Annotated in this window: 18 protein-coding genes and 1 pseudogene; 14 read left to right on the forward strand and 5 right to left on the reverse strand. The window is 73.2% G+C overall.

Annotation, left to right across the window (positions count from 1 at the left end; all coding sequences use genetic code 11):
• Positions 1-45 precede the first annotated feature (45 nt).
• Positions 46-1,044, forward strand: a complete 999-nt coding sequence (locus FS793_RS11510) for a 1,4-dihydroxy-2-naphthoate polyprenyltransferase (protein WP_260980132.1) — start codon at positions 46-48, stop codon at positions 1,042-1,044.
• A gap of 18 nt (positions 1,045-1,062) precedes the next feature.
• Here the strand turns inward: FS793_RS11510 and FS793_RS11515 are convergent, their stop codons facing one another.
• Positions 1,063-1,485: a DUF4229 domain-containing protein gene (locus FS793_RS11515; protein WP_186329474.1), complete on the reverse strand. Its 423-nt coding sequence runs from the start codon at positions 1,483-1,485 to the stop codon at positions 1,063-1,065.
• A gap of 67 nt (positions 1,486-1,552) precedes the next feature.
• On the opposite strand from FS793_RS11515, the gene FS793_RS11520 reads away from it, so the two are divergent.
• From FS793_RS11520 to FS793_RS11535, 4 genes and pseudogenes are all read left to right on the forward strand, one after another.
• Positions 1,553-2,005: a PLD nuclease N-terminal domain-containing protein gene (locus tag FS793_RS11520; RefSeq protein ID WP_186329475.1), complete on the forward strand. Its 453-nt coding sequence runs from the start codon at positions 1,553-1,555 to the stop codon at positions 2,003-2,005.
• Complete coding sequence (gene menD, locus FS793_RS11525) at positions 1,998-3,614, forward strand: 2-succinyl-5-enolpyruvyl-6-hydroxy-3-cyclohexene-1-carboxylic-acid synthase (protein WP_144720654.1); 1,617 nt, start codon at positions 1,998-2,000, stop codon at positions 3,612-3,614. Before FS793_RS11520 ends, menD begins: the two co-directional genes overlap by 8 nt.
• Positions 3,615-3,644: 30 nt before the next feature.
• Positions 3,645-4,475: pseudogene (locus tag FS793_RS11530) on the forward strand (PPK2 family polyphosphate kinase); the annotation flags it as partial.
• A 248-nt stretch (positions 4,476-4,723) separates the two neighbouring features.
• Positions 4,724-4,981: a DUF1272 domain-containing protein gene (locus FS793_RS11535; protein WP_144720656.1), complete on the forward strand. Its 258-nt coding sequence runs from the start codon at positions 4,724-4,726 to the stop codon at positions 4,979-4,981.
• Positions 4,982-5,017: 36 nt separating this feature from the next.
• On the opposite strand, the gene FS793_RS11540 is transcribed toward FS793_RS11535, so the two are convergent.
• Together FS793_RS11540 and FS793_RS11545 are read right to left on the reverse strand one after the other, a co-directional pair.
• Positions 5,018-5,416 (reverse strand): ACT domain-containing protein, encoded by a 399-nt coding sequence (locus FS793_RS11540; RefSeq protein ID WP_144720657.1) that lies wholly within the window; start codon positions 5,414-5,416, stop codon positions 5,018-5,020.
• Between the two features lie 118 nt (positions 5,417-5,534).
• On the reverse strand, positions 5,535-6,809 hold the full coding sequence (locus tag FS793_RS11545; RefSeq protein WP_144720658.1) for an isochorismate synthase: 1,275 nt from the start codon (positions 6,807-6,809) through the stop codon (positions 5,535-5,537).
• Positions 6,810-6,861: 52 nt separating this feature from the next.
• Here FS793_RS11545 and FS793_RS11550 point away from each other — a divergent pair, with 52 nt between their 5' ends.
• The 3 genes from FS793_RS11550 to FS793_RS11560 are packed head-to-tail and all read left to right on the forward strand — an operon-like array spanning position 6,862 to position 10,012.
• Positions 6,862-7,611, forward strand: a complete 750-nt coding sequence (locus tag FS793_RS11550; RefSeq protein ID WP_186329476.1) for a class I SAM-dependent methyltransferase — start codon at positions 6,862-6,864, stop codon at positions 7,609-7,611.
• On the forward strand, positions 7,608-8,615 hold the full coding sequence (locus tag FS793_RS11555) for a polyprenyl synthetase family protein (RefSeq protein WP_186329477.1): 1,008 nt from the start codon (positions 7,608-7,610) through the stop codon (positions 8,613-8,615). Before FS793_RS11550 ends, FS793_RS11555 begins: the two co-directional genes overlap by 4 nt.
• A gap of 29 nt (positions 8,616-8,644) precedes the next feature.
• Positions 8,645-10,012 carry an FAD-dependent oxidoreductase gene (locus FS793_RS11560; RefSeq protein ID WP_144720659.1) on the forward strand — a complete coding sequence of 456 codons (1,368 nt, stop codon included), beginning with the start codon at positions 8,645-8,647 and terminating at the stop codon, positions 10,010-10,012.
• On the opposite strand, the gene FS793_RS11565 is transcribed toward FS793_RS11560, so the two are convergent.
• Positions 10,009-10,470 carry a MarR family winged helix-turn-helix transcriptional regulator gene (locus FS793_RS11565; RefSeq protein ID WP_144720660.1) on the reverse strand — a complete coding sequence of 154 codons (462 nt, stop codon included), beginning with the start codon at positions 10,468-10,470 and terminating at the stop codon, positions 10,009-10,011. The genes FS793_RS11560 and FS793_RS11565 overlap by 4 nt on opposite strands.
• 59 nt (positions 10,471-10,529) lie before the next feature.
• Here FS793_RS11565 and FS793_RS11570 point away from each other — a divergent pair, with 59 nt between their 5' ends.
• Complete coding sequence (locus tag FS793_RS11570; RefSeq protein ID WP_144720661.1) at positions 10,530-10,895, forward strand: VOC family protein; 366 nt, start codon at positions 10,530-10,532, stop codon at positions 10,893-10,895.
• 43 nt (positions 10,896-10,938) lie between these two features.
• Here the strand turns inward: FS793_RS11570 and FS793_RS11575 are convergent, their stop codons facing one another.
• On the reverse strand, positions 10,939-13,080 hold the full coding sequence (locus FS793_RS11575; RefSeq protein ID WP_144720662.1) for an alpha-galactosidase: 2,142 nt from the start codon (positions 13,078-13,080) through the stop codon (positions 10,939-10,941).
• 167 nt (positions 13,081-13,247) lie between these two features.
• Here FS793_RS11575 and FS793_RS11580 point away from each other — a divergent pair, with 167 nt between their 5' ends.
• The 5 genes from FS793_RS11580 (at position 13,248) to FS793_RS11600 (ending at position 22,609) form a co-directional block, all read left to right on the forward strand.
• Positions 13,248-14,144: a carbohydrate ABC transporter permease gene (locus FS793_RS11580; protein WP_144720663.1), complete on the forward strand. Its 897-nt coding sequence runs from the start codon at positions 13,248-13,250 to the stop codon at positions 14,142-14,144.
• Complete coding sequence (locus FS793_RS11585) at positions 14,141-15,091, forward strand: carbohydrate ABC transporter permease (protein WP_144720664.1); 951 nt, start codon at positions 14,141-14,143, stop codon at positions 15,089-15,091. The genes FS793_RS11580 and FS793_RS11585 overlap by 4 nt, the downstream gene beginning before the upstream one ends.
• A gap of 65 nt (positions 15,092-15,156) precedes the next feature.
• The gene (locus tag FS793_RS11590; RefSeq protein ID WP_144720665.1) at positions 15,157-16,458 is read left to right on the forward strand and encodes an ABC transporter substrate-binding protein; all 1,302 of its coding nucleotides are present in this window, start codon (positions 15,157-15,159) and stop codon (positions 16,456-16,458) included.
• Between the two features lie 89 nt (positions 16,459-16,547).
• On the forward strand, positions 16,548-18,575 hold the full coding sequence (locus FS793_RS11595) for a beta-galactosidase (protein WP_144720666.1): 2,028 nt from the start codon (positions 16,548-16,550) through the stop codon (positions 18,573-18,575).
• Positions 18,576-18,688: 113 nt separating this feature from the next.
• Positions 18,689-22,609 (forward strand): Ig-like domain-containing protein, encoded by a 3,921-nt coding sequence (locus tag FS793_RS11600; protein WP_186329478.1) that lies wholly within the window; start codon positions 18,689-18,691, stop codon positions 22,607-22,609.
• Positions 22,610-22,716 lie beyond the last annotated feature (107 nt).

Genomic DNA, 22,716 nt, shown 5'->3' on the forward strand with positions numbered 1-22,716 from the left:
GGTTCGACGGATGGGTCGCGCGGGTGCCGCCGGTACGCTCGATGCGTGGCGAAGACGAGCGCAGCACCCGGCGGACGCAAGCAGGACGAGCGCGCTCGCGCGCGCTCCGGCAACCCCGCCAGGCGCGGCACCACGGTGCGCGCCGCGAAGCGCCCGCCGACCTTCGGCGACTGGGTCGCCGCGACGCGGCCCCGCACGATGTCGATGGCGATCGCGCCCGTGGCGGTCGGCGTCGGCGCAGCCTTCGCGGCGCAGGGATACCACCTCGGGATCGCGCTGCTCGCGCTCGCCGTCGCGGTCTTCCTGCAGATGGGCGTCAACGTCGCCAACGACTACTCCGACGGCATCCGCGGCACCGACGTCGACCGCAAGGGACCCCGCCGCATCACCTCGTCGACCGCGGTCGACCCGAAGCAGGTGCGCACCGTCGCGATCGTGCTCCTGGGCCTCGGCGCCGCGGCCGGCGTCGCGCTCGCCGTCGTATCGCAGCAGTGGGGGCTGCTGCTCGTCGGCGCCGTCTGCGTCGCGCTCGCGTGGCTCTACACGGGCGGCCCGCGCCCCTACGGCTACTACGGCCTCGGCGAGCTCGTCGCCTTCCTCGTCTTCGGCATGATCGCCGTGAACGGCACGGTGTTCGCGACGCTCGGTCGGTGGACCGAGGACTCCCTCGTGCTCGGCGCGGCCATGGGCTGCTTCGCCGCCGCCCTCATGCTCGTGAACAACCTGCGCGACCTGGACTCCGACCGGGCCGCGGGCAAGCGCACCGTGCCGACCCTCATCGGCCGCGTCGCGTCGAAGGTGCTGTACGGCATCCTCATGCTCGTGCCGTTCGGCATCCTCGCCATCTACTCGCTCGCGCTCGCATACGGTCCGTTCGTGCTGCTCGTGCTCGTCGTGGCCGTGCCCTCCATCGTCATCGTGGCGATGGGTCGCACGACGCGCGACTTCGTGACGGCGCTCGGCCTCACGTCGCTCACGACGCTGCTCTACGGCCTCGGCATCGCCGTGGCGCTGTGGGGCGGCATCACCGGCTTCGCGTTCTGACCCTGCGCGGGCCGCGCGTCAGCGGTCGGTGCGCGCGTCCCCCTCGGCGGCCGATGCGTCGTCGTCGGTGACGAGGTCGGGGTCGGTCGTCGTCGTGGCGACCGTGCCGTCCACCGCGTCGCGCGACGCTGCGTCGGCCCGCTCCGCGTCGTCCGCGCCGGCGTCGATCGACTCGTCGTCGGTCTCGGTCGCGCGCACGGCGTCGACGGCCTCGTCCTCGACGTCCTCGTCGTCCCGCTCGCCGCGCTCGCCGCGCATCCTGGCGATCTCGGCGCCCACCGCGGCCTTCTGACGGCGCAGGAACACGGCGCTCGCGGCGAACGCGAACAGCAGCGAGATCACGAGCGCGACGTACCACTCGACCTGCGCCGCGACGAGGATCGCGAACGGAGCGACGAACAGCGCGGCGCGCAGCAGGACGTAGGAGACGATGGCACGCACGCTCTCAGCGTACGCGCGCGGCGGAACCGCGCGCGTCCGCATAGCCGCGGCGCGTACAGTGTGCGGCATGGCGCGCTACCTCATCATCGGCGGCATCCTGGCCGTCGCGATGGCGGTGTACGCGATCGTCGACCTCACGATCACCGACGACCGACGCATCCGCAGGCTCAACCGTGTCCTCTGGGCGGTGCTCATCGTGCTCGTGCCCGTCGTCGGTCCCCTCGGCTGGCTGTTCTGGGGCAAGGCGCCCCGGTCGGCCGCGCCGCCCGAGGGACCCGAGGACTCGAAGGAGTTCCGCACGCAGCTGGGCACGTGGGTGAGCGCCGACGAGTCGGATCGCCGCATCGCCGAGCTCGAGCAGCAGCTCGCCGCGCTCGACGACGAGGCGCAGGCCGACCAGGCCCGGCGCGACGAGCCCGTCGCCGAGGAGCCGGTCGAGGACCCCGACGACGACGGCACCGAGACCGCCGACCACACGCTGCCCGCCGACGACCGCGACGACGACTCGCGCCGTGGCTGACGCGGCGGCAGCCGCCTACGCCGACCGCCTGCTCGCCGCCCTCGTCGACGCGGGCGTGCGCGACGTCGTCGTGTGCCCGGGCTCGCGCTCGCAGGCGCTCGCGCTCGCCGCCGCCCGACTCGCGCGCGAGTCGCTGCTGACGCTGCACGTGCGCATCGACGAGCGATCCGCCGGATTCCTCGCCGTGGGCCTCGCCCGCGAGACGCGCTCGCCCGTCGCGATCGTCGTGACGAGCGGCACCGCCGTGGCCGAGCTGCACCCCGCGATGCTCGAGGCGCACCACGCCGACGTGCCGATCATCGCCATCACGGCCGATCGTCCGCCCGAGCTGCTCGGCATCCGCTCGAACCAGACGACGACGCAGCCCGGCATCTACGCCCACGCGGCCCGCGCGGTCATCGAGGCGCTCGCCGATGCGGATGCGACGCCCGAGGCGGATGCCGTGCGCGCGGTCACCGAGGCGCTCGGCGCGGACGGCGCACGGGAGCCCGGTCCGGTGCAGCTCGACGTGGGGTTCCGCGATCCGCTCTCGGGCGGGGTCGTGCACGCGCACGCGTCCGTGGATCCCGTCGTCGCCGTGCCCCGCGCGGCGCATGCCGTCGCCCCCGAGCCCGGCACCGTCGTGGTGGCGGGCGCCGACGCCGGCCCCGCGGCATCCGAGCTGGCGATCGCGCTCGGGGCACCGCTCATCGCGGAACCGTCGTCGAGCGCGCGCTTCGGCCCCAACCTCGTCGTGCCCGACGTCGCGGCGAGCGAGCTCGCCGACGAGGTGCGCCGCGTCGTCGTGGTCGGCCACCCGACCCTCACGCGCACCGTGACCCGCCTCATCCGCCGCGACGACGTCGAGGTGCTCGTCGCCGGACGCCGCGGACTCGACAACGTGCGCGGCACCGTCGTCGAGGGCGACCTCGTCGCCGAGAGCGCGCCGGGGGACTGGGCGCGCGCCTGGGTCGGCCGCTGGGTGCAGGCATCGCGCCGCATCCTCGATGCCGGCGCCGAGGCCATCCCTGGCGCCGAGCTGTCGCGCGAGCGCTACGCGCGCGCCGTGCTCGAGGATGCGCGCCGACCCGTCACCCGCGCGATGCTCGCGAAGGCCGTGTGGGAGCACACGTGGCCGCACGATCGGCTCGTGCTCGGCGCATCGCGCCTCATCCGCGTACTCGACCGCACCGTCGGCGGCAAGCCGCTCATCGTGCACGCCAACCGCGGGCTCGCGGGCATCGACGGCACGGTGTCGACGGCCATCGGCGTCGCGCTCGCGCACGACCGTGCCGGCGGCCGTGGCGTGACGCGCGCCCTCATGGGCGACCTCACGCTGCTGCACGACGTCGGCGGCCTGCACCTGCCCGCCGACGAGCCGCGTCCCCGCCTGCAGCTCGTCGTCGGCAACGACGGCGGCGGCACGATCTTCGACGATCTCGAGGTCGCCGCGTCCGCCGACCCCGCCGACTTCGCCCGTGTGCAGCGCACCCCGCAGCACGTGGACCTCGCCGCCCTCGCCGCCGCGTACGGCTGGCAGCACGTGCTCGTCGAGGATCGCGCCGGCCTGGAGCGAGCGCTGACGGGTGCCGCGACCTGCATCGTCGAGGTGCGAATCGCGACGGACTGACCGCTCGGGACGCGTCACTATGCTCTGGCCATGAGCGACATCCCCGCAGCTGTCCGGCACGCCCGCCGAGGCGTGCGCCTCGCCGAGATCGACCCGCGCTCGACGCCCGGCTTCACGGGCGACAAGGCAGCGGGCGAGGCGCTGCTCGCCGAGCGCGCGGCGCACCTCGCCGAGCTGCAGGAGCGCCTGCACGCCTCCGCGACCGCGGGCGACGGCCGCAGCGTGCTCCTGCTGCTGCAGGGCATGGACACCGCAGGCAAGGGCGGGCTCGTGCGCCACGTCGTCGGGGCCGTCGACCCGCAGGGCGTGCGCATCACGTCGTTCAAGCGGCCGACGCCCGCCGAGCGCCGTCACGACTTCCTCTGGCGCATCGAGCGTGCGCTGCCGCAGCCCGGGCAGATCGGCGTCTTCGACCGATCCCACTACGAGGACGTGCTCATCCATCGCGTGCGCGGGCTGTCGAAGCCAGAGGTCGTCGAGGAGCGCTACGGGCGCATCGTCGACTTCGAGCGGCAGCTCGCGGACCACGGCGTGCATCTCGTCAAGGTGATGCCGCACATCTCGTACGGCGAGCAGGGAGCCCGGCTGCTCGAGCGCCTCGACCGGCCCGACAAGCACTGGAAGTACAACCCGGGCGACGTCGACGAGCGCACGATGTGGGCCGAGTACCAGCGTGCCTACGCGATCGCGATCGACCGCACGGCGCGCGCGTCGGCGCCGTGGCACGTCGTGCCCGCCGACCGCAAGTGGTACGCGCGCCTCGCCGTGCAGGAGCTGCTCATCGAGGCGCTCGAGGCGATCGACCCCCAGTGGCCCGTCGCCGACTACGACGTCGATGCCGAGCGCGAGCGGCTCGTCGCCCTCGGCGGCATCCCCGAGGAGGCGCTCGCGGCGTCGCCGGCGCTCGCCGGGTCGGACGAGCCGAAGGGCGCGAAGGCGAAGGGCGCGACGACGAGGAAGCGGTCGACGTCCAAGGCCGAGGAGTCGGCGACGTCGAAGTCCGCGAAGGGCAAGGGCAAGCGCAAGGACAAGGGCGAGGGCAAGGCAAAGGGCAAGGGCAAGCGCAAGGGCAAGGACTCGTCGGGCTCGAAGCGCAAGGGCAAGGGCTGATGCTCGAGCTGCGCCCCGGCTGCGAGTGCTGCGACGTCGACCTGCCGCCCGCGTCCCTCGCGTTCATCTGCACGTTCGAGTGCACGTGGTGCGCGTCGTGCGCCGAGCGCATGGGGCACGAGTGCCCGAACTGCGGCGGCGACCTCGTGCGTCGTCCCGTCCGCCCCGCGCGCTTGCTGGCGGCGAACCCGCCATCGACGATCCGCGTCGTCGCGCCCGGCTGCGCCGCCCGCCTCGCGAGCGCCGGCCGTACGTGACGAGAGCCTGAGCGCTCGCCGTCGGGGCCGCGTGCGTCAGCCGACGATCGAGTGCCCGGCGTCGGCGAGCACGGCGAGCGCGCGATCGCGGTCGTCGGTGGCGACGAGCACGAGGTCGGCCGTCGCGGTGCCGACGACGAAGACGGGGAGGCCGGCCGCCGAGAGCGGCGCTGCGATCGAGGCCGTCATGCCAGGGGCGTCGAGCCCGTGGGCCGTTCCGCCGGTCCACAGCGCCACCCAACGGTCGACGTCGGCGTCGACCGCTGCGCGGATGACCGTCGTCCCGTCGGGCGCACGCACGATCGCCACGACCCCGTCGGCGTCGACGTGCGCGCCAGGGTCGGCATCGTGCTCGATGACGAGCTCGCCGGGCAGCACGTCGACGACCTGCGGCACGATCGCGAGCGTGATGGATGCGGCTGCGGTCTCGGGCATCCGACGACCCTAGTCGCGAGCGGCACCGCACGCCGTCGCGCATCGCAGGCGATCCGTGGGGTCGGAGGGGCATCTTCCCTCCGCCACCCCTGATCGCCTGCGATACGCGACGAGGCGGCTACTCGAGCACGGGGCGCGGGGGCAGGGGGTCGCCGAAGGCGTCGACGATGGGGCGCAGCTTGATGGCCGTCTCGGCGAGCTCGTCGGCCGGCACGGAGTCGGCGACGATGCCCGCGCCCGCGAACGCGCGGATCGACCCGTCGGCCGCGACCTGCGCGCCGCGCAGCGCGATCGCCCACTCGCCGCCGCCCGACGCGTCCAGCCACCCGACCGGCCCCGCGTAGCGCCCGCGGTCGATGCCCTCGAGCTCTGCGAGGCGTGCGAGGGCGATCGGGCGCGGGGTGCCGGCGACGGCTGCCGTGGGATGCAGCGCCGCGAGGGCGTCGAGCACCGAGCCCTCGAGGGTGCCGGTGATGTCGGTCGCGAGATGCCACAGGTTCGGCAGCCGCAGCGGGTAGGGCCCGCTCGTCGCGAGGTCGCGCGAGATCGGGCGCAGGGACTCGAGGGCCGACTCGGCCGCGAGGCGGTGCTCGCCGACGTCCTTCGGGTGCACCGCGAGGGCCTCGGCGGCCTCGCCGTCGAGCTCGGGCGTCGCGCCGCGCGCCGCCGTGCCGGCGAGCACCCGCGTGAACGTGCGACCGTCGCGCGCGGCGACGAGCATCTCGGGGCTCGCCCCCAGCAGGCCGTCGACCGCGTAGGTGATGGCGTCGGGATAGCGGCGGCGGAGGCCCAGCAGGGCGCTGCGCAGGTCGGCGCCCACAGGCAGCGCTCCCACGAGGTCGCGTGCGAGCACGACCTTCTCGAGCTCGCCCGCCTGGATGGCTGCGACGGCCTCGCCGACGATCGCCGCGTACCGCTCGGGATCGATGGTGCCGGGGGAGAGGGCGACGCGCACGTCGTCGACCTCGCGCTTGGGCGACGGCTCGGGCAAGGGCTCGTCGTCGACGGCGATGCGGGTCGTCCACGCGTCGTCGCCTCGGCGGCCGAGCACGATGCGCGGCACGATGAGCACCGACTCCGCGGCGGAGTCGTCGGCGAACGCGAACGTGCCGAACGCCACGAGGCCCGTGCCGTGGGCGCCGACCTCGTCGGTCACGTCGGCGGCCGCGACCAGCGCATCCCACGCCGCCGCGGCATCCGCGATCCGCTCGGGTCCGGACACCGTGATGCGCAGCGCCTCACCCACCCCGACCAGCCCATCGCCCGAGCGCACGAACGCCAGCGGGGCGCTCGCGTCGGTGTGCGCGATGAGTCGACCGTGGGCGGCGCGCGTCGTCACGACGCGCAGTCGTCGCTGGGCCTGCACGACAGCCAGCCTACGCTCGCAGCGCATGCGCGTCGGATCGGCTCCGACGTGGGATGCGCGCCACCGTAGGATGGATGCCGTGGGGGCAGCGGACCTGGGCAAGGACCCGAGCGAGGTCGCGGCGATGTTCGACGCCACCGCCAAGCGATACGACCTGATGAACGGGCTCTTCACGCTCGGCAACGACCGGCTCTGGCGACTGCAGATGAATCGCGCCGTCGCGCCGCAGCCGGGCGAGCGCATCCTCGACGTCGCCGCGGGCACCGGCACGTCGTCAGCGCCAATGGCCAAGGCCGGCGCGCTCGTGACCGCGCTCGACTTCAGCGCGGGCATGATCGACGAGGGGCGCCGCAGGTACCCCGAGATCGAGTTCGTGCAGGGCGACGCGCAGGAGCTGCCCTTCGGCGACGAGACGTTCGACGCCGTCACCATCTCGTTCGGCTTCCGCAACGTGCAGGACCCCAAGGCTGCGCTGTCGGAGTTCTTCCGCGTGCTGAAGCCCGGCGGTCGCCTGCTCGTCTGCGAGGCCTCGAAGCCGCCGCTGGGCGTCGCGCGCGCCGGTCACAAGGCGTTCATGCGCACCGTGCCGGTCGTCGGCCGCCTCGCATCGTCGAATCCGGAGTCGTACCGGTACCTCGTCGACTCGATCGAGGCGTGGCCCGACCAGCAGACCCTCTCGCGGTGGATCCGCGGCGCCGGCTTCACGCGCGTCGCGCACCGCAACCTCACGATGGGCGCGGTCGCACTGCACCGCGGCCGCAAGCCCACGGAGCAGACGATGCGCATGGCCATCATCGAGCGACCCGCCGCCGACGAGGCGACGGCGTGAGCGGCCTCGCCGCCTCGCTCGGGATCACGCTCGACGAGGCAGCCCCTCCCGAGCGCGAGCTCGTCGACGCCCTCGAGCGCGGTCTCGTGCTCGTCGAGCAGGCGCTCGACCGCGACGTCGCGCTCACGGATCCGATCGCGGACTCGATGACGCGATACCTGAAGGATGCGGGCGGCAAGCGCACGCGTCCCATGCTCGTCATGCTCGCCGCGCAGCTCGGCGACGGCGTGACCGATGCCGTCGTCTCGGCGGCGGAGGTCGTCGAGATCACGCACCTCGCGAGCCTGTACCACGACGATGTCATGGACAGGGCGACGCTGCGTCGCGGCGTCCCCGCAGCGCAGGAGGTCTGGGGCAACTCGGTCGCGATCCTCGCGGGCGACCTGCTCTTCGCCCGCGCCGGCGCCGTCGGCGCGCGCCTCGGCACCGAGTTCGCCGCCATCCACGCGCACACGTTCGAGCGCATGTGCCTCGGGCAGCTGCACGAGACGCTGGGGCCGCAGGACGCCGATCCCGTCGAGCACTACATCCGCGTGCTCGCCGACAAGACGGGCTCGCTCATCGCCTCGGCCGCCGAGCTCGGTGCCCTCACGGGGAACGCGGATCCCGCGTACCGGCAGCCGCTGCGTGACTTCGGCGAGCGCATCGGCGTCGCGTTCCAGCTCGTCGACGACGTGCTCGACCTGTCGTCGTCGCCCGAGACCGGCAAGGTCGCGGGCACCGACCTGCGCGCGGGCGTCATCACGCTGCCGCTGCTGCGCCTGCGGGCCGCAGCGGAGTCGGATGCCGACGCGGCCGCGCTGCTCGCCGACATCGAGCGCAAGGGCGACGACTTCCCCGACGCCGTCGCCAGGCTGCGCGAGCATGCCGCGACGGTCGACACGCTCGCCGAGGCCGAGCGGTGGCGCGACGGAGCCCACGAGGCGCTGACGGCGCTGCCCGTCGGCCCCGTGCGCGACGCGCTCGACGCGTTCGCCGCATCCCTCGTCACCCGCACCCGCTAGTCGCGCACCGCGCGCTCGAGAGGACCCCCATGCCCACCATGCTCCGCGTCGCCGTCGTCGGCGCCGGTCCCGCAGGCATCTACGCCGCCGACATCCTCAAGAAGTCCGTCGCCGAGACCGGCGGCGACGTGTCGATCGACCTGTTCGAGCACCTGCCCGCGCCGTACGGACTCGTGCGCTACGGCGTCGCGCCCGACCACCCGCGCATCAAGGGCATCATCTCGGCGCTGCGCGAGGTGCTCGAGTCGGGCGTCGTGCGCTTCTTCGGCAACGTGCGCTTCGGCGTCGACATCCAGCTCGAGGATCTGCAGCGCCACTACCACGCGGTGATCTTCGCGACGGGTGCCGTGAAGGATGCGCCGCTCGTGATCCCCGGCGTCGACCTGCCAGGCTCGTACGGCGCCGCCGACTTCGTGTCGTGGTTCGACGGCCACCCCGACGTGCCGCGCACGTGGCCGCTCGAGGCCGAGGGCGTCGCGGTGCTGGGCGTCGGCAACGTCGCGCTCGACGTCGCCCGCATGCTCGCGAAGCATCCCGAGGATCTGCTGCCCACCGAGGTGCCCGCCAACGTCGTCGAGGGCCTCGAGGCCTCGCCCGTGACCGACGTGCACGTCTTCGGCCGTCGTGGCCCGCTCGACGTGAAGTTCACGCCGCTCGAGCTGCGCGAGCTCGGCGAGCTGCGCGACGTCGACATGGTGCTGTACGACGAGGACTTCGGCGTCGACCCCGACGAGGAGTCGCGCAAGGCGAACAAGCAGATCCTCGTGATCTCGCGCGTGCTCGACCAGTGGCGGCAGCGCGAGACCGGCGCGGCATCGCGTCGCCTGCACCTGCACTTCTGGTCGCGGCCCGTCGAGATCGTCGGCGACGACGGCGTGACGGCCCTGCGCGTCGAGCGCACCCGCCCCGACGGCCAGGGCGGCATCGAGGGCACCGGCGAGCTGCGCGACGTGCCCGTGCAGGCCGTGTACCGGGCGATCGGCTACTTCTCGTCGCCGCTGCCGGGCGTGCCGTTCGACGAGCTGCGCGGCGTCATCCCCAACGAGGCCGGCCGCGTCGTCGACGGCGTGCGCCCGCTGCCCGGCGTGTACGCCACCGGCTGGATCAAGCGCGGACCCGTCGGCCTCATCGGCCACACGAAGTCCGACGCGAAGGAGACGATCGAGCAGCTGCTCTCCGACGAGCTCTCGTGGTGGACGCCCGAGGACGCGAGCGCCGACGCCATCCCCGCGCTGCTCGCCGAGCGCGGCGTCGACTGGACGGACATCGCCGGCTGGATCCGTCTCGACGGACACGAGATGTCGCTGGGCGAGCCGCACGGCCGCGCTCGCATCAAGGTCGTGCCGCGCGACGAGATGATCACGATCTCGCGGGCGGGGATGAACGCCGAGCGCTAGGCGCCACGCGGCGCGTCGGCGCGCAGCGACCGCGTCATGCGGTGCAGCGCGTCGAGGACCCGCTGCTGCTCCGCGTCCCCGAGGCCGTCGAGCATGCGGCGCTCGACGTCGCGCACCGCGACGGTCGCGGCAGCGAGGCTCGCGCGGCCACGTGCCGTGAGGCGCACGGGGAGGGCCTTGCCGACCGCGTCCTCGGGCGGCCGCTCGACGGCGCCGTCGCGCTCGAGCGTCTGCAGCAGCACGTGCATCGACTGCCGTGTGACGAACGCGCCGCGCGCGAGCTCGGAGCCCGACATGCCGGGTCCCTGCGCGAGCAGCTCGAGGCACGAGTAGTGCGTGATCGTCATGCCCAGCGGGCGCAGCGCCTCCTCCATCGCGGAGCGCAGCGCGCTCGACGCCTCCTTGAGCGCGTAGCCGAGCGACGAGTCGAGATGGATGCCGTCGGACGCCTGGTGCATGTCAGTAGTCTGACATAGACTCCCTCGTGTCAACCAACTGACATGAAAGCGAGGGCAGCATGCCCGTCACCGGTCCCGACTTCGTCTCGCTGCAGGTCCGCGACCTCGCAGCCTCGCAGGCGTTCTACGAGCGCTACCTCGGCCTCGAGCGCTCGCCCGCCGGACCGCCGCACGCCGTCGTGTTCACGACGACGCCCGTCGCCTTCGCGCTGCGCGACCTCGTCGAGGGCACCGACCTCGATGCCTCGCACCCGGGGCTCGGCGTCGCCCTCTGGCTGCACGCCACCGACGTGCAGCAGATCCACGACGCGCTCGTCGCCGACGGCCACGCGATCGCCGTCGCGCCGTTCGACGGCCCCTTCGGTCGCACGTGCACGCTCGTCGACCCCGACGGCTACCGCATCACGCTGCACGACCGCGCGTGAGGAGGGCGGCGGGCATCCGCGCCCGCCGCCCCGCCGGCCGTGCTCAGTCGGCGGCCTCCAGGTGCAGCAGCGCGAGCTGCTGCGGCAGCAGCGCCGGTGCGCGCAGCCCGACGTGCGCGAGCGCGGCACCGCTCAGGGTCACGCCGCGCGCCCAGTCGAGCGGCGACTGCCCCGGGGTGTCGGCATCGTCGGGCGTGAGCGTCGTGACGCGGTAGGCGCGGGCGGCGTCGAGGCCGGGGATGCGCACGCGAGCCCCCGGGTGCGACCGGCTCGACGTGACCTGCGTGATCGTCACGAGCGCCTCGGCACCGTCGTCGGCGACGACGCCGCGCACGTCGACGCTCTCGTCGGCGAGGTCCGCGTGCACGACGCGGCCCGTCGCGAGCATGCCCCGATGGCGCTTCCACAGCGCGACCCAGTGCGCGATGCGCGCGAGCCCCGCATCGTCGAGCGCGGTGAGGTCCCATTCGATGCCCAGGTGTCCCAGCAGCGCGACGCCCGCGCTGAGCTCGAGCGACACCGTGCGGCCCGTCGAGTGCACGCGCGGGCTCGTGAGATGGGCGCCCAGCATCTCGGGCGGCACGACGAGGCCGGTGTAGCGCTGGATCGCGAGCCGCTCGACGGGATCGAGGGTGTCGCTCGTCCAGACGCGCTGCGTGCGCTCGAGGATGCCGAGGTCGACGCGCGCACCGCCGGATGCGCAGGACTCGATCTCGAGGCCGGGGTGCCGCGCCTGCAGGTCGTCGAGCAGCGCGTAGAGCGCCGTGACGCCGTCGTGCACGCGCGCACGTCCGCCCGGGCCGTCGCCCGCCTCGAGCAGGTCGCGGTTGTGATCCCACTTCAGGTACGCGATGTCGTGGTCGCGCAGCAGGGCGTCGAGCCGGTCGCGCACGTGCGTCCAGGCGTCGGGGTTCGCGAGGTCGAGCACCTGCTGCTGCCGCGCGGAGACGGGCAGCTCGTCGCGGCCGCGCAGCAGCCAGTCGGGGTGCGCTCGCGCGAGGTCGCTGTCGGGATTCACCATCTCGGGCTCGACCCACAGGCCGAACTCCATGCCGAGGTCGCGCACGTGGCGCACGAGCGGCGCGAGGCCCTGGGGCCACACGGCAGGGTCCACCGTCCAGTCCCCGAGGCCGGCGGTGTCGTCGCGGCGGCCGAGGAACCAGCCGTCGTCGAGCACGAACCGCTCGACGCCGACGGCCGCGCCGCGGTCGGCGAGCGCCGTGAGCCGATCGAGGTCGTGGTCGAAGTAGACGGCCTCCCACGTGTTGAGCGTCACGGGTCGGGCGCGGCGCGGATGCTGCGGCCGAGCACGCAGGTGGTCGTGGATGCGGCCGGAGAGCCGGGTGAGCCCGTCGCCCCAGCTGGCGACGATCCACGGCGTCTCGTAGACGGCACCCGGCGCGAGCACGATCTCGCCGGGCAGCAGCAGCTCGCCGGCGCCGAGCAGCGTCTCGCCCGTCACGGTGCGCTCGGCGAGCATGCGGTGGTTGCCGCTCCAGGCCACGTGCACGGCGTGCACGAGGCCGCGCTCGAAGCCGAAGGCGGGTGCGCCGGCGGCGAGCAGCAGGCTCGCGTCGGCGCCGGGCCGACCGTGACGGCTCTCGCGCACGTGCGCGCCGATCGTGAGGCGGCGGCGCTGCGGCGCGCGCTCGCGCAGATGGTGGCCCGTCGTGTCGAGGATCTCGTCGGCGTCGTCGGGCAGCGGCAGCGTGACGTGGAGGTCGTCGAGCGTGTACGCATCGTCGCCGACGTTCGTCAGCGCGATGCGCGAGCGCAGCACGCCGTGCGGCGTGAGCTCGAGACGGATGCGCGCCTCGAGCCCGCCGTCGACGTCGGCGGCGCGCACGGTGACGCCCGCGCCGTCGGCGTCGACGTCGACGCCCGCGGTCGCGAGGGCGGTCGTGAAGCCGCGACCCGATCGGTGGCCGGCGAGTCCCGGGGTCGCGAGCCAGCCGTCGGACTCCTGCGGCACGAGCGTGAGCCTGCCCGGTCGGTCGAGGCCGCCGGAGATGCGCTGGGGCCGAGCGCCCACGGCGATGCCGTCGAGCGCGGCGTGCGAGAGGTCGCCGAGATCGGCACCCCAGTGCACGATGGCGGGGAGGCGGCCGGCGTCGAGGTCGAGCACGACGCTCGTGCCGCCGGCACGGAGGTGGAGGACGCCCGCGGCGTGCGGTGCGGTGCGCATGATGGGTCCTGCTCCTTCGCTGGACGGATGTTCACTTCTCTTCATTATTGTGCGTTTCCGTTCTCTTCTGATAGGTTACCGTCATCGCCGCCACCACGGGGCGTGGCTCCGCTCGATCCGCGAGCGAGGACGAACGACGCCGCGACGCCGCGGGTCGAGGGGGTTCGATGACGAGCACGACGCGCATCCGACGCGCAGGCGCACCGCGCGTGGCGGGCCTGGGGTTCCTCGCGCCGTTCGCCATCGTCTTCGCGCTCGTGTTCCTCGCGCCCATCGCGTACGCGCTCTTCCTCAGCCTCTTCGCCGATCGCCTCGTGGGCGGCGTGCAGTTCGTCGGCCTCGACAACTTCGCCCGCATCCTCGGCGACGCACGATTCTGGTCGGGCGTCGGCAACGTCGTGCTCTTCCTGCTCGTGCAGGTGCCGATCATGCTGTTCCTGTCGCTGCTCGTCGCGCTCGCGATCGACTCGGGTCGCCTGCACGGCGCCGCCTTCGTACGGCTGTCGGTGTTCCTGCCCTACGCGGTGCCCGCCGTCGTCGCCACCCTCATGTGGGGCTTCATGTACGGCGACCGATTCGGGCTCGTGCGCTCGTTCAACGAGATCCTCGGCACGTCGATCGCCTCGCCGCTCGCCCCCGACACCGTGCTCGCCGCCATCGGCAACATCGTGACCTGGCAGTTCGTCGGCTACAACATGCTGATCTTCTTCGCCGCGCTGCGCACGGTGCCGACGTCGCTCTACGAGGCGGCCGAGATCGACGGCGCGGGCGAGCTGCGCGTCATCACCGCGATCAAGCTGCCCGCCATCCGTGGCGCGCTCGTCATCGCCACGATCTTCTCGATCATCGGCAGCTTCCAGCTCTTCAACGAGCCGAGCATCCTCAGGAACCTCGCCCCCAACGCCATCACGAGCTACTTCACACCCAACATCTGGGCCTACGAGCTGTCGTTCTCGGGCCAGCAGCAGGGTCTCGCCGCCGCGGTCGCCATCCTCATGGGCATCCTCACTGCCGTCATCGCCTACCTCGTGCAGCTGCGCGGGATGCGGAAGGAGCAGCGATGAGCGCCCCCGTCATCGTCCCCGGCGTCACCGGCCGTCGGCCCTCGTCGCTGCGCCCCACCTCCGAGCGCGCGCATCGCCGGCGCGCGCGCGCCGTCGGCGGGCCGCGCAAGCGCCGTAGCGTGCTGCTGACCATCGCGATGGCCGTCGTCGTGATCTACACGCTGCTGCCGCTCGTGTGGCTGCTCATCAACGCGACGAAGACGCAGGCCGACCTGTTCTCGACCTTCGGGCTCTGGTTCGGCGGCGAGTTCGCGCTGTTCGACAACATCGGCCGCGTGCTCGCCTACGGCGACGGCATCTTCGGTCGCTGGCTGCTCAACACGCTGCTCTACGTCGTGCTCGGCGCGGGTGGCGCGACGCTGCTCGCGACGCTCGGCGGCTACGCCATCGCGAAGTTCCGCTTCCGTGGACGCACCGCGGCGATCGCCGTCGTGCTCGGCGCCGTCGCGATCCCCGGCACGGCGCTCGCGGTGCCGACCTTCCTCATGTTCGCGCGCATCGGCATCACCGACACGCCCCTCGCCGTCATCCTGCCGTCGCTGATCTCGCCCTTCGGGCTGTACCTCATGTGGGTGTTCGCGAGCGAGTCGATCCCCGACGAGCTCATCGAGGCGGCGCGGGTCGACGGCGCGAGCGAGCTGCGCATCTTCCGCTCCGTGTGCCTGCCGCTGCTCGGGCCCGGCATCGTCACCGTGCTGCTGTTCACGACCGTCGCGACGTGGAACAACTACTTCCTGCCGCTGATCATGCTGCGGAACCCCGACTGGTATCCGCTCACGATCGGCCTCAACGCCTGGAACAACCAGGCCACCACCGCGGGTGGCGACGCGATCTTCGATCTCGTCATCACCGGCTCGCTCCTCGCGATCATCCCGCTCATCGCCCTGTTCCTGCTGCTGCAGCGCTTCTGGCAGTCGGGGCTCGCCGCGGGCAGCGTCAAGGAATGACCACCACAGACCCCCGATCGCAGCATCGATCGGCGCCCACCCCGATGAAGAGACGAGGGCATGCCATGAAGCACCATCACAGCACCGCACTGCGAGCAGGAGCCATCGCCGGCGCGAGCCTCATCGCGCTCGCAGGCTGCTCCGCAGGCACCCAGGACCCCGACGCCGCCGCCGAGGCGGGCGGCACGCTCACCGTGTGGGCATGGGAGCCGACCCTCGAGGCCGTCGTCGAGGCCTACGAGGCCGAGAACGAGGGCGTCGACATCGAGCTCGTCAACGCGGGCACGGGCAACGACCAGTACACGGCGCTGCAGAACGCCATCCAGGCAGGCAGCGGCGTGCCCGACATCGCGCAGATCGAGTACTTCGCCGTGCCGCAGTTCGCGATCGCCGACTCGCTCGCCGACATCTCGGAGCTCGGCGCTGCCGACCTCGACGGCACCTTCGCACCGGGCCCGTGGTCGGCCGTCTCGCAGGGGGACGCGATCGTCGGCATGCCGATGGACTCCGGCCCCATGGCCATGTTCTACAACGCCGAGGTGTTCGAGCGCCTCGGCGTCGCCGTGCCCGAGACGTGGGAGGACTACCTGCAGGCCGCCCGCGACCTGCGCGCCGCCGACCCCTCGGTCTCGATCACGAACGACACCGGCGACGCCGGCCTCGCCACGAGCCTCATGTGGCAGTCGGGCGCCGAGCCCTTCACGGTCGACGGCACCACCGTCGGCATCGACCTCGAGGGCGACGCCGCGCGCTACGCCGAGATCTGGCAGCCGATGCTCGACGAGGATCTCTTCGCTCCCGTGTCGAGCTGGTCGGACGAGTGGTTCGCCGGCATGAACGACGGCACGATCGCGTCGATCACGACCGGCGCATGGATGCCCGCGAACCTCGAGTCGGGTGCCCCCGACGCCGCAGGCGACTGGCGCGTCGCGCCCATGCCGCAGTGGGAGGACGGCGGCGCAGCCTCGGCCGAGAACGGCGGCTCGTCGCTCGCGGTGACCGCCGCCAGCGAGCAGGCAGCGCTCGCGTACGACTTCCTCGAGTACGCGACGACGGGCGACGGCGTGCAGCTGCGCCTCGACGCCGGCGCCTTCCCGGCGACGACGGCCGACCTCGAGTCGCAGGAGTTCCTCGACGTCGAGTTCGAGTACTTCGGCGGCCAGCAGGCGAACCAGGTGTTCGCCGAGTCGTCGGCGAACGTCGTGGACGGCTGGAGCTACCTGCCGTACCAGGTCTACGCGAACTCGATCTTCAACGACACCGTGGGCCAGGCCTACGTCGGCGACACGACGATCGTCGACGGGCTCGCCGCATGGCAGGAGCAGATCGACGCGTACGGCCAGGAGCAGGGCTTCACGATCGAGTGAGCCTCGGCCCGTGGATGGGCGGCCGCGACGGCCGCCCATCCACGGGCCCTCCCGCCATCCCCACGACGCCCCTCTCAGGAACGGATCCCATGACCCACGTGCAGCGCTGGGTGCGCTGGCCGGACGGCCGCGCCCGCATCGGCTACGGCGCCGACTACAACCCCGAGCAGTGGGACCGGGAGGTCTGGCGCGAGGACGTCGAGCTCATGCGCGAGGCCGGGGTCTCGATCGTGACCGTCGGCGTCTTCTCGTGGGCCATGCTGCAGCCGGAGCCCGAGCGCTTCGACTGGGACTGGCTCGACGAGATCCTCGACCTGCTGCACCAGCACGGCATCGCCGTGGACCTCGCGACCGCCACCGCGTCGCCTCCGCCGTGGCTCACGCACCTGCACCCCGACGTGCTGCCCGTCGACGAGCGCGGCACGGTGCTCTCGCCCGGCGCCCGGCAGCACTGGCGCCCCACCTCGCGCATCTTCCGCGAGCATGCGCTCGCACTCGTCGAGCGCATGGCCGAGCGGTACGGCTCGCACCCCGCGCTCGCCGCATGGCACGTGAGCAACGAGCTCGGCTGCCACAACGTGCACGACTACTCCGACGAGGCGGCCGCCGCCTTCCGCGAGTGGCTCGGCGAGCGCTACGGCGACGTCGCGACGCTCAACGAGGCCTGGTCGACGACCTTCTGGTCGCAGCGCTACGCCGACCTCGCCGAGATCCTGCCGCCGCGGGCGACGACCTCCTTCGCGAACCCGACGCAGCAGCTCGACTTCGCCCGCTTCTCGTCCGACGCGCTGAAGGACTACCTCGTCGCCGAGCGCGAGGTGCTGCGCCGCATCACGCCCGACGTGCCCATCACCACGAACTTCATGATCATGGGCGAGACCAAGGCCATGGACTACGCCGACTGGGCGAGCGAGGTCGACTTCGTCTCGAACGACCACTATCGCCACCCCGGCCCGCAGGACCTCGATGAGCTGAGCTTCTCGGCCAACCTCACGAGCGGCGTCGCCGGCGGCGAGCCCTGGTACCTCATGGAGCACTCGCCGAGCGCCGTCAACTGGCAGCACGTCAACGTCGCGAAGCCGGCGGGCGAGCTCGCGCGCGACGCGCTCACGCACCTCGCGCACGGCGCCGACGCCATCGCCTACTTCCAGTGGCGGCAGTCGCGCGGCGGCGCCGAGCGCCACCACTCGTCGATGGTGCCGCACGCCGGCCGCGACTCCCGCATCTTCCGCGAGGTCGTCGGGCTCGGCGAGGTGCTCGACCGACTCGCCGACGTCGCAGGCGCACCGCGGCACGCGGCCGACGTCGCGATCCTCTTCGACTGGCAGTCGTGGTGGGCCGTCGACCTCGACTCGCAGCCCTCGTCGCTGCTGCGCTACAAGCAGGAGGCGCTCGACTGGTACACGGCGCTGCTCGACGCGGGCATCCGCGCCGACGTCGTGCCCGCGAGCGCACCGCTGCCCGGGCGCGGGCTCGTGATCGTGCCGATGCTGCACATCGTCACCGACGACCTTCGCGACCGGCTCGACGCGCACGTCGCCGCGGGCGGCTCCGTGCTCGTCACGGCCTACGCGGGCATCGCCGACGAGCGCCTGCACACCGAGCTCGGCGGCTATCCCGGACGCCTGCGCCACCTGCTGGGCGTGCGCGTCGACGAGCTGCTGCCCGTGCTCGGCGACGAGACGATCCACGTCGACGGCTCGCCCGCGACGCTGTGGAGCGAGCGCGTCGAGGTCGCCGAGGGCACCGAGGTGCTCGCGACGTTCGACGACGGCCCCGCGGCCGGCGGGCCCGCCGCGACGCTCCGAGCCGGGGCCGCCGGCGCCGGCGTCGCCGCGTACGTCGCGACCATCCCGAGCACCGAGCTGCGCGCCGCGCTCCTCGCGCGCGTGCTGGAGGCGGCAGGCGTCGAGAGCACGCTGCCCGAGTCGCTGCGCGGCCGGGTCGAGCTCGTGGAGCGCGGCGAGGGCGGCGCGTGGCGCTTCCTCGTGAACCGCGGCGTCGAGCCGATCGCCATCGACGGCGACGCGCTCGGTCGCGTCCACGTCGCCTCCGACGGCTCGAGCGATGCCGTCGTCCCCGCGCGCGGCGTGCTCGTGCTGCGCGCCGACGCCTGACCGACCCGACCACCGCCCACGACCGACGCGAGCCGCTCCATCCGAGCGGCCCGCTCCTGCAGCGACCGCCGGCGATGCCTGCCGGACCCACCATCGACGAAGGAGTCGAGACGATGCACGCATCCAGACGACGCGGCCTGGCCGCAGCGCTGGCGATCGCGACCGCGGTGTCGGGAGGGGTGCTCGTCACCGCTCCCGCGCCGCCCGCGTCCGCCGCGACCGAGGTCACGATCACCCCGAACCCCGCCTACGCCCTCAGCGAGTTCCAGGGATGGGGCACGTCGCTCGTGTGGTTCGCGAACGCGACCGGCGACTATCCGCCCGAGCTGCGGCAGGAGCTCTTCGACCGGCTCTTCGGCGAGGAGGGGCTCGACCTCAACGTCGCGCGCTACAACATCGGCGGCGGCAACGCGAGCGACGTGCCCGACTACCTGCGGCCCGGCGCGGCCGTCGAGGGATGGTGGGCCGAGAACCTCGACCCGACGCTCGGCGCCACCTCCACCTACGAGGACCGCGCGGACTTCCTCGCCGAGTGGGATCCCGCCGACCCGGCCTCGTACGACATGGACGCCGACGCGACGCAGCGCTGGTGGGTCGACGCGATCGCCGCGGAGCAGGGCGACGAGATGGTGTGGGAGGCGTTCAGCAACTCGCCGCCGTACTTCATGACGAACAGCGGCTTCTCCACGGGCAGCCTCACCTCGACCGACGAGTCGGTCATCCCCGACCCCGCGGTCGCCGAGGCGTTCGCCACCTACCTCGCGACGGTCGTCGCCGAGATGGAGTCGGAGCACGGCATCGACTTCCAGACCCTCGCGCCCTTCAACGAGCCGTGCAACGGCTACTGGGGCACGAGCCTGCCGCCCGGGCAGCAGTTCCCCGCGCTCGGCGGCCGGACGCAGGAGGGTGCGCAGATCTGCCCCGGTCCCGGCCCCGGTCAGCAGCAGGCCATCCTCGCCGAGGTCGAGCAGGCGCTCGTCGACGCCGGCCTCGACACCGACATCTCGTCGAACGACGAGACGAACCCGGGCCGCTTCAACACGGCCTGGAACGCGTACTCGACCGAGGCGCGCGACGACGTCGACCAGATCAACGTGCACACGTACGGCACGAACGGCCGCGAGGTGACGCGCGACATCGCACGCGCCGAGGGCCTGCCGCTGTGGATGAGCGAGGTCGGCGGCAACTGGGTCAGCGGCGACGGGTTCGACCCGCTGACGATCGAGGGCGGCCTCGGCATCGCCCAGCACATCACGAACGACCTGCGGATCCTGCAGCCCGACGCGTACGTGCTGTGGCAGGAGGTCGAGGACCTCTACAACATGGAGCGGGTCGAGCAGCTCAACTGGGGCTCGGTGTTCGTCGACTTCGACTGCGCGGAGCCGGGCACCGAGGGCTACTCGGTGCGCAGGCTCGCCGACGCCGGATGGTCGCAGGGCGATCCGCTGCCCGAGGAGGCGCGCTGCCAGGTGGTGACGAACTCGAAGTTCGACACGCTGCGCAACTTCACGCACTACATCCAGCCCGGCTCGACGATCATCGCGACCGACGACGCGCAGACGACCTCGGCCATCACGCCGGAGGGCGACGGCGTCGCGATCGTGCACGTGAACTCCGGTGACGCTCGCCTCGTGACGCTCGACCTGTCGCAGTTCGCCGACCTGGCACCCGGTGCGACCGTCACGCCGGTCGTCACGACCGAGGCCGACTCGATCGACGCCCCGTCGTCGAACGCGCTCGTCGAGGGCACGCCCGTCGCGATCGACCCGACGTCGATGACGGCGACCCTCGAGGTGCCCGCCGACTCCGTGACGACGTTCGTCGTCGACGGCGTCTCGGGCGTCGCCGACGACGCGCTCGCGTTCGACGACGGCGACGCCGTCTCGCTCGCCGGCGTGCAGAGCGGCCTGCCGCTGTCGGCGCAGGCTCCGGCGACGTCGGGCAACGCCCTGTCGCTGCAGGGTCTGCCGACGACCGCCGAGGCCGCACAGGCGCAGGCGTTCACCTTCCACGAGGCCCCCGCGGCCGAGGGCAGGCCCAACGACCTGCGCTTCGCGATCGAGGCGGGGGACGGTCGATTCCTCGCCGCGGGCGCGTCAGGCACGCAGCTCGTCGCGTCGACGGCTGCCGACGCGATCGCCCAGCCGTCGACGACGTGGGTCGCGACGACTCGCGACGGCCGCACGTTCTCGTTCCTCAACGTCGCGACCGGGCGCGTGCTCGACGTGAACGGCCAGGGCACGACGCCGGGCACCGCCGTCGGCGTCTGGACGACGTCGGATGCCTCGAACCAGCGATGGACGCCGCGCACGCTCACGGCGCTCGGTGCTGCCGACGTCGTCGTGCAGACGCCCGTCGGCGTCGCACCGACGCTGCCGTCGACCGTCGAGCCGCTCTACGCCTGGGGCGCGGGCGCACCCGTCGCCGTCACGTGGAGCACGGACGGCGCCGACTGGTCGCAGCCCGGCACCGTGACGGTGCAGGGGAGCGCGACCGACCTGTACGGGCAGCCGCTCGCCGTCGAGGCGACCGTCGAGGTCGGCGCGTTCACCCGCACCGACCCCGTGTCGATCACGGTCGTCGAGGGCACGACGGCCGCGGCGCTCGCCGAGGCCGTGCCCGCCACGGTGCCGGCGCGCGTCGGCGCATCCGCCTCGACCTTCGACGTGCCCGTGACGTGGGATCTGTCGGACGTCGACGATGCGTCGCTCGCGGCACCGGGTGCCGTGCGAGTGCCCGGCACGGCCGACGCGTCGGGCACGCCGCTCGCCGCCACGCTGACGGTGCTCGTCACCGCGGGCGCTCCCGCGAACCTGCTGACGCTCGACGGCGTCGTCGCCTCGGCGACGTTCACCGAGCCCGGCTACTCGGCCGACGCGACGCGCAACGGCGACCTCGTCGACAAGGGATGGTCGAACTGGCGCAGCGGCACGAAGAACCCGAGCGACACGCTCTCGTACGTGCTCGCCGAGCCCGCGACGCTCGTCGACGGTCGTGTGCTGTTCTTCCGCGATGGCTCGTCGTGGGCGAGCAGCGTGCAGTTCGAGGCGCGCGTCGACGGCGCCTGGACGCCGGTCGGCGACCCCGTGCCCGTGACGGTGCCCGGCAGCGGGGCGCCGTTCGCGGAGGCCGACCTGTCGGGCGTCCGAGCGGACGCCGTGCGGGTGGTCATGACCGCGCAGCCGAGCACGCACATGGTGGTGTCGGAGGTCGAGGTCCGCGGCCTGCTGGTCGCTCCCGCCTCGACCGCGTCGCTCGTCGAGCTGCGCGTCGACGGCGAGCCGATCGACGGCTTCGACCCCGAGACGTTCGCGTACGAGGTCGCCTCGGCAGGGTCCGCGTATCCGCGGGTCGACGCATTCGCCCTCGACGGCGCCGCGACGGTCGCGGTGACGCAGGCGAGCGACGAGCTCGGCGGTGCCGCGGAGGTCGTCGTGACGTCGGCGGATGGCACGCAGACGCAGACGACGACCGTCGCCTTCGACCGCAGCGCGGTCGTGACGGGCGTCGCGCTAGTCGGCGAGGCCGTCGCTGGCACGACCGTGGCGGTGGCGGCGTCGACGGACCCCGCCGACGCCGTCGTGGTCGTGCGATGGCTGCTCGACGGGGTGCCGCTCGCGGCACCCGACGGCGACGCGGCCGCTGCCGACGCGGGCACGGTGGCGATCCCGGCCGATGCGGTCGGCGCACGGCTGACCGCGGAGGTCGTGGCCTCGGCGGAGGGCTTCGGCGACAGCGCGGTGCGCGTGCTCGACGCTGGCGTCGTCGCTGCTGCGCCGGTCGAGCCGGAGCCGGAGGAGCCGAACCCCGGCCCTGGCCAGCCGGGGCAGCCGGGTCAGCCGGGGCAGCCCGGTCAGCCGGGTCAGCCGGGTCAGCCTGGCTCCGGCGGCGCGGGGGCCGGTGCCGGGTCGCTGCCGCAGACCGGTGGCGATGGCGAGGCGCTGACGGTGCTCCTCGTCGCAGCCGGGATGCTGGCGCTGCTGGGCCTCGGCCTCGGCGTCCGCTCGCGCGCACGGATGCACGCTCGACGCTGACGCGTCGCCGCAGCACGACGGGCCCGGATCCAGGGGATCCGGGCCCGTCGTGCGTCTCGAAGGCTGCTGCCGTCACGGCACGCGTGTCCTCTCGCGGGACGTCGTCA

It is taken from the genome of Agrococcus jejuensis (genome assembly GCF_007679035.1).
Lineage (GTDB): Bacteria > Actinomycetota > Actinomycetes > Actinomycetales > Microbacteriaceae > Agrococcus > Agrococcus jejuensis_A.

Bases quoted from the DNA above. Each gene is read 5' to 3' on its own strand.
- FS793_RS11590 (WP_144720665.1), top strand. From the start codon at position 15,157: ATGAAGCACCATCACAGCACCGCACTGCGAGCAGGAGCCATCGCCGGC.
- FS793_RS11560 (WP_144720659.1), top strand. From the start codon at position 8,645: ATGCCCACCATGCTCCGCGTCGCCGTCGTCGGCGCCGGTCCCGCAGGC.
- FS793_RS11585 (WP_144720664.1), top strand. From the start codon at position 14,141: ATGAGCGCCCCCGTCATCGTCCCCGGCGTCACCGGCCGTCGGCCCTCG.
- FS793_RS11520 (WP_186329475.1), top strand. From the start codon at position 1,553: ATGGCGCGCTACCTCATCATCGGCGGCATCCTGGCCGTCGCGATGGCG.
- FS793_RS11535 (WP_144720656.1), top strand. From the start codon at position 4,724: ATGCTCGAGCTGCGCCCCGGCTGCGAGTGCTGCGACGTCGACCTGCCG.
- FS793_RS11575 (WP_144720662.1), bottom strand. From the start codon at position 13,080: ATGCGCACCGCACCGCACGCCGCGGGCGTCCTCCACCTCCGTGCCGGC.
- FS793_RS11565 (WP_144720660.1), bottom strand. From the start codon at position 10,470: ATGCACCAGGCGTCCGACGGCATCCATCTCGACTCGTCGCTCGGCTAC.
- FS793_RS11595 (WP_144720666.1), top strand. From the start codon at position 16,548: ATGACCCACGTGCAGCGCTGGGTGCGCTGGCCGGACGGCCGCGCCCGC.
- FS793_RS11540 (WP_144720657.1), bottom strand. From the start codon at position 5,416: ATGCCCGAGACCGCAGCCGCATCCATCACGCTCGCGATCGTGCCGCAG.
- FS793_RS11545 (WP_144720658.1), bottom strand. From the start codon at position 6,809: ATGCGCTGCGAGCGTAGGCTGGCTGTCGTGCAGGCCCAGCGACGACTG.
- FS793_RS11600 (WP_186329478.1), top strand. From the start codon at position 18,689: ATGCACGCATCCAGACGACGCGGCCTGGCCGCAGCGCTGGCGATCGCG.
- FS793_RS11570 (WP_144720661.1), top strand. From the start codon at position 10,530: ATGCCCGTCACCGGTCCCGACTTCGTCTCGCTGCAGGTCCGCGACCTC.
- FS793_RS11580 (WP_144720663.1), top strand. From the start codon at position 13,248: ATGACGAGCACGACGCGCATCCGACGCGCAGGCGCACCGCGCGTGGCG.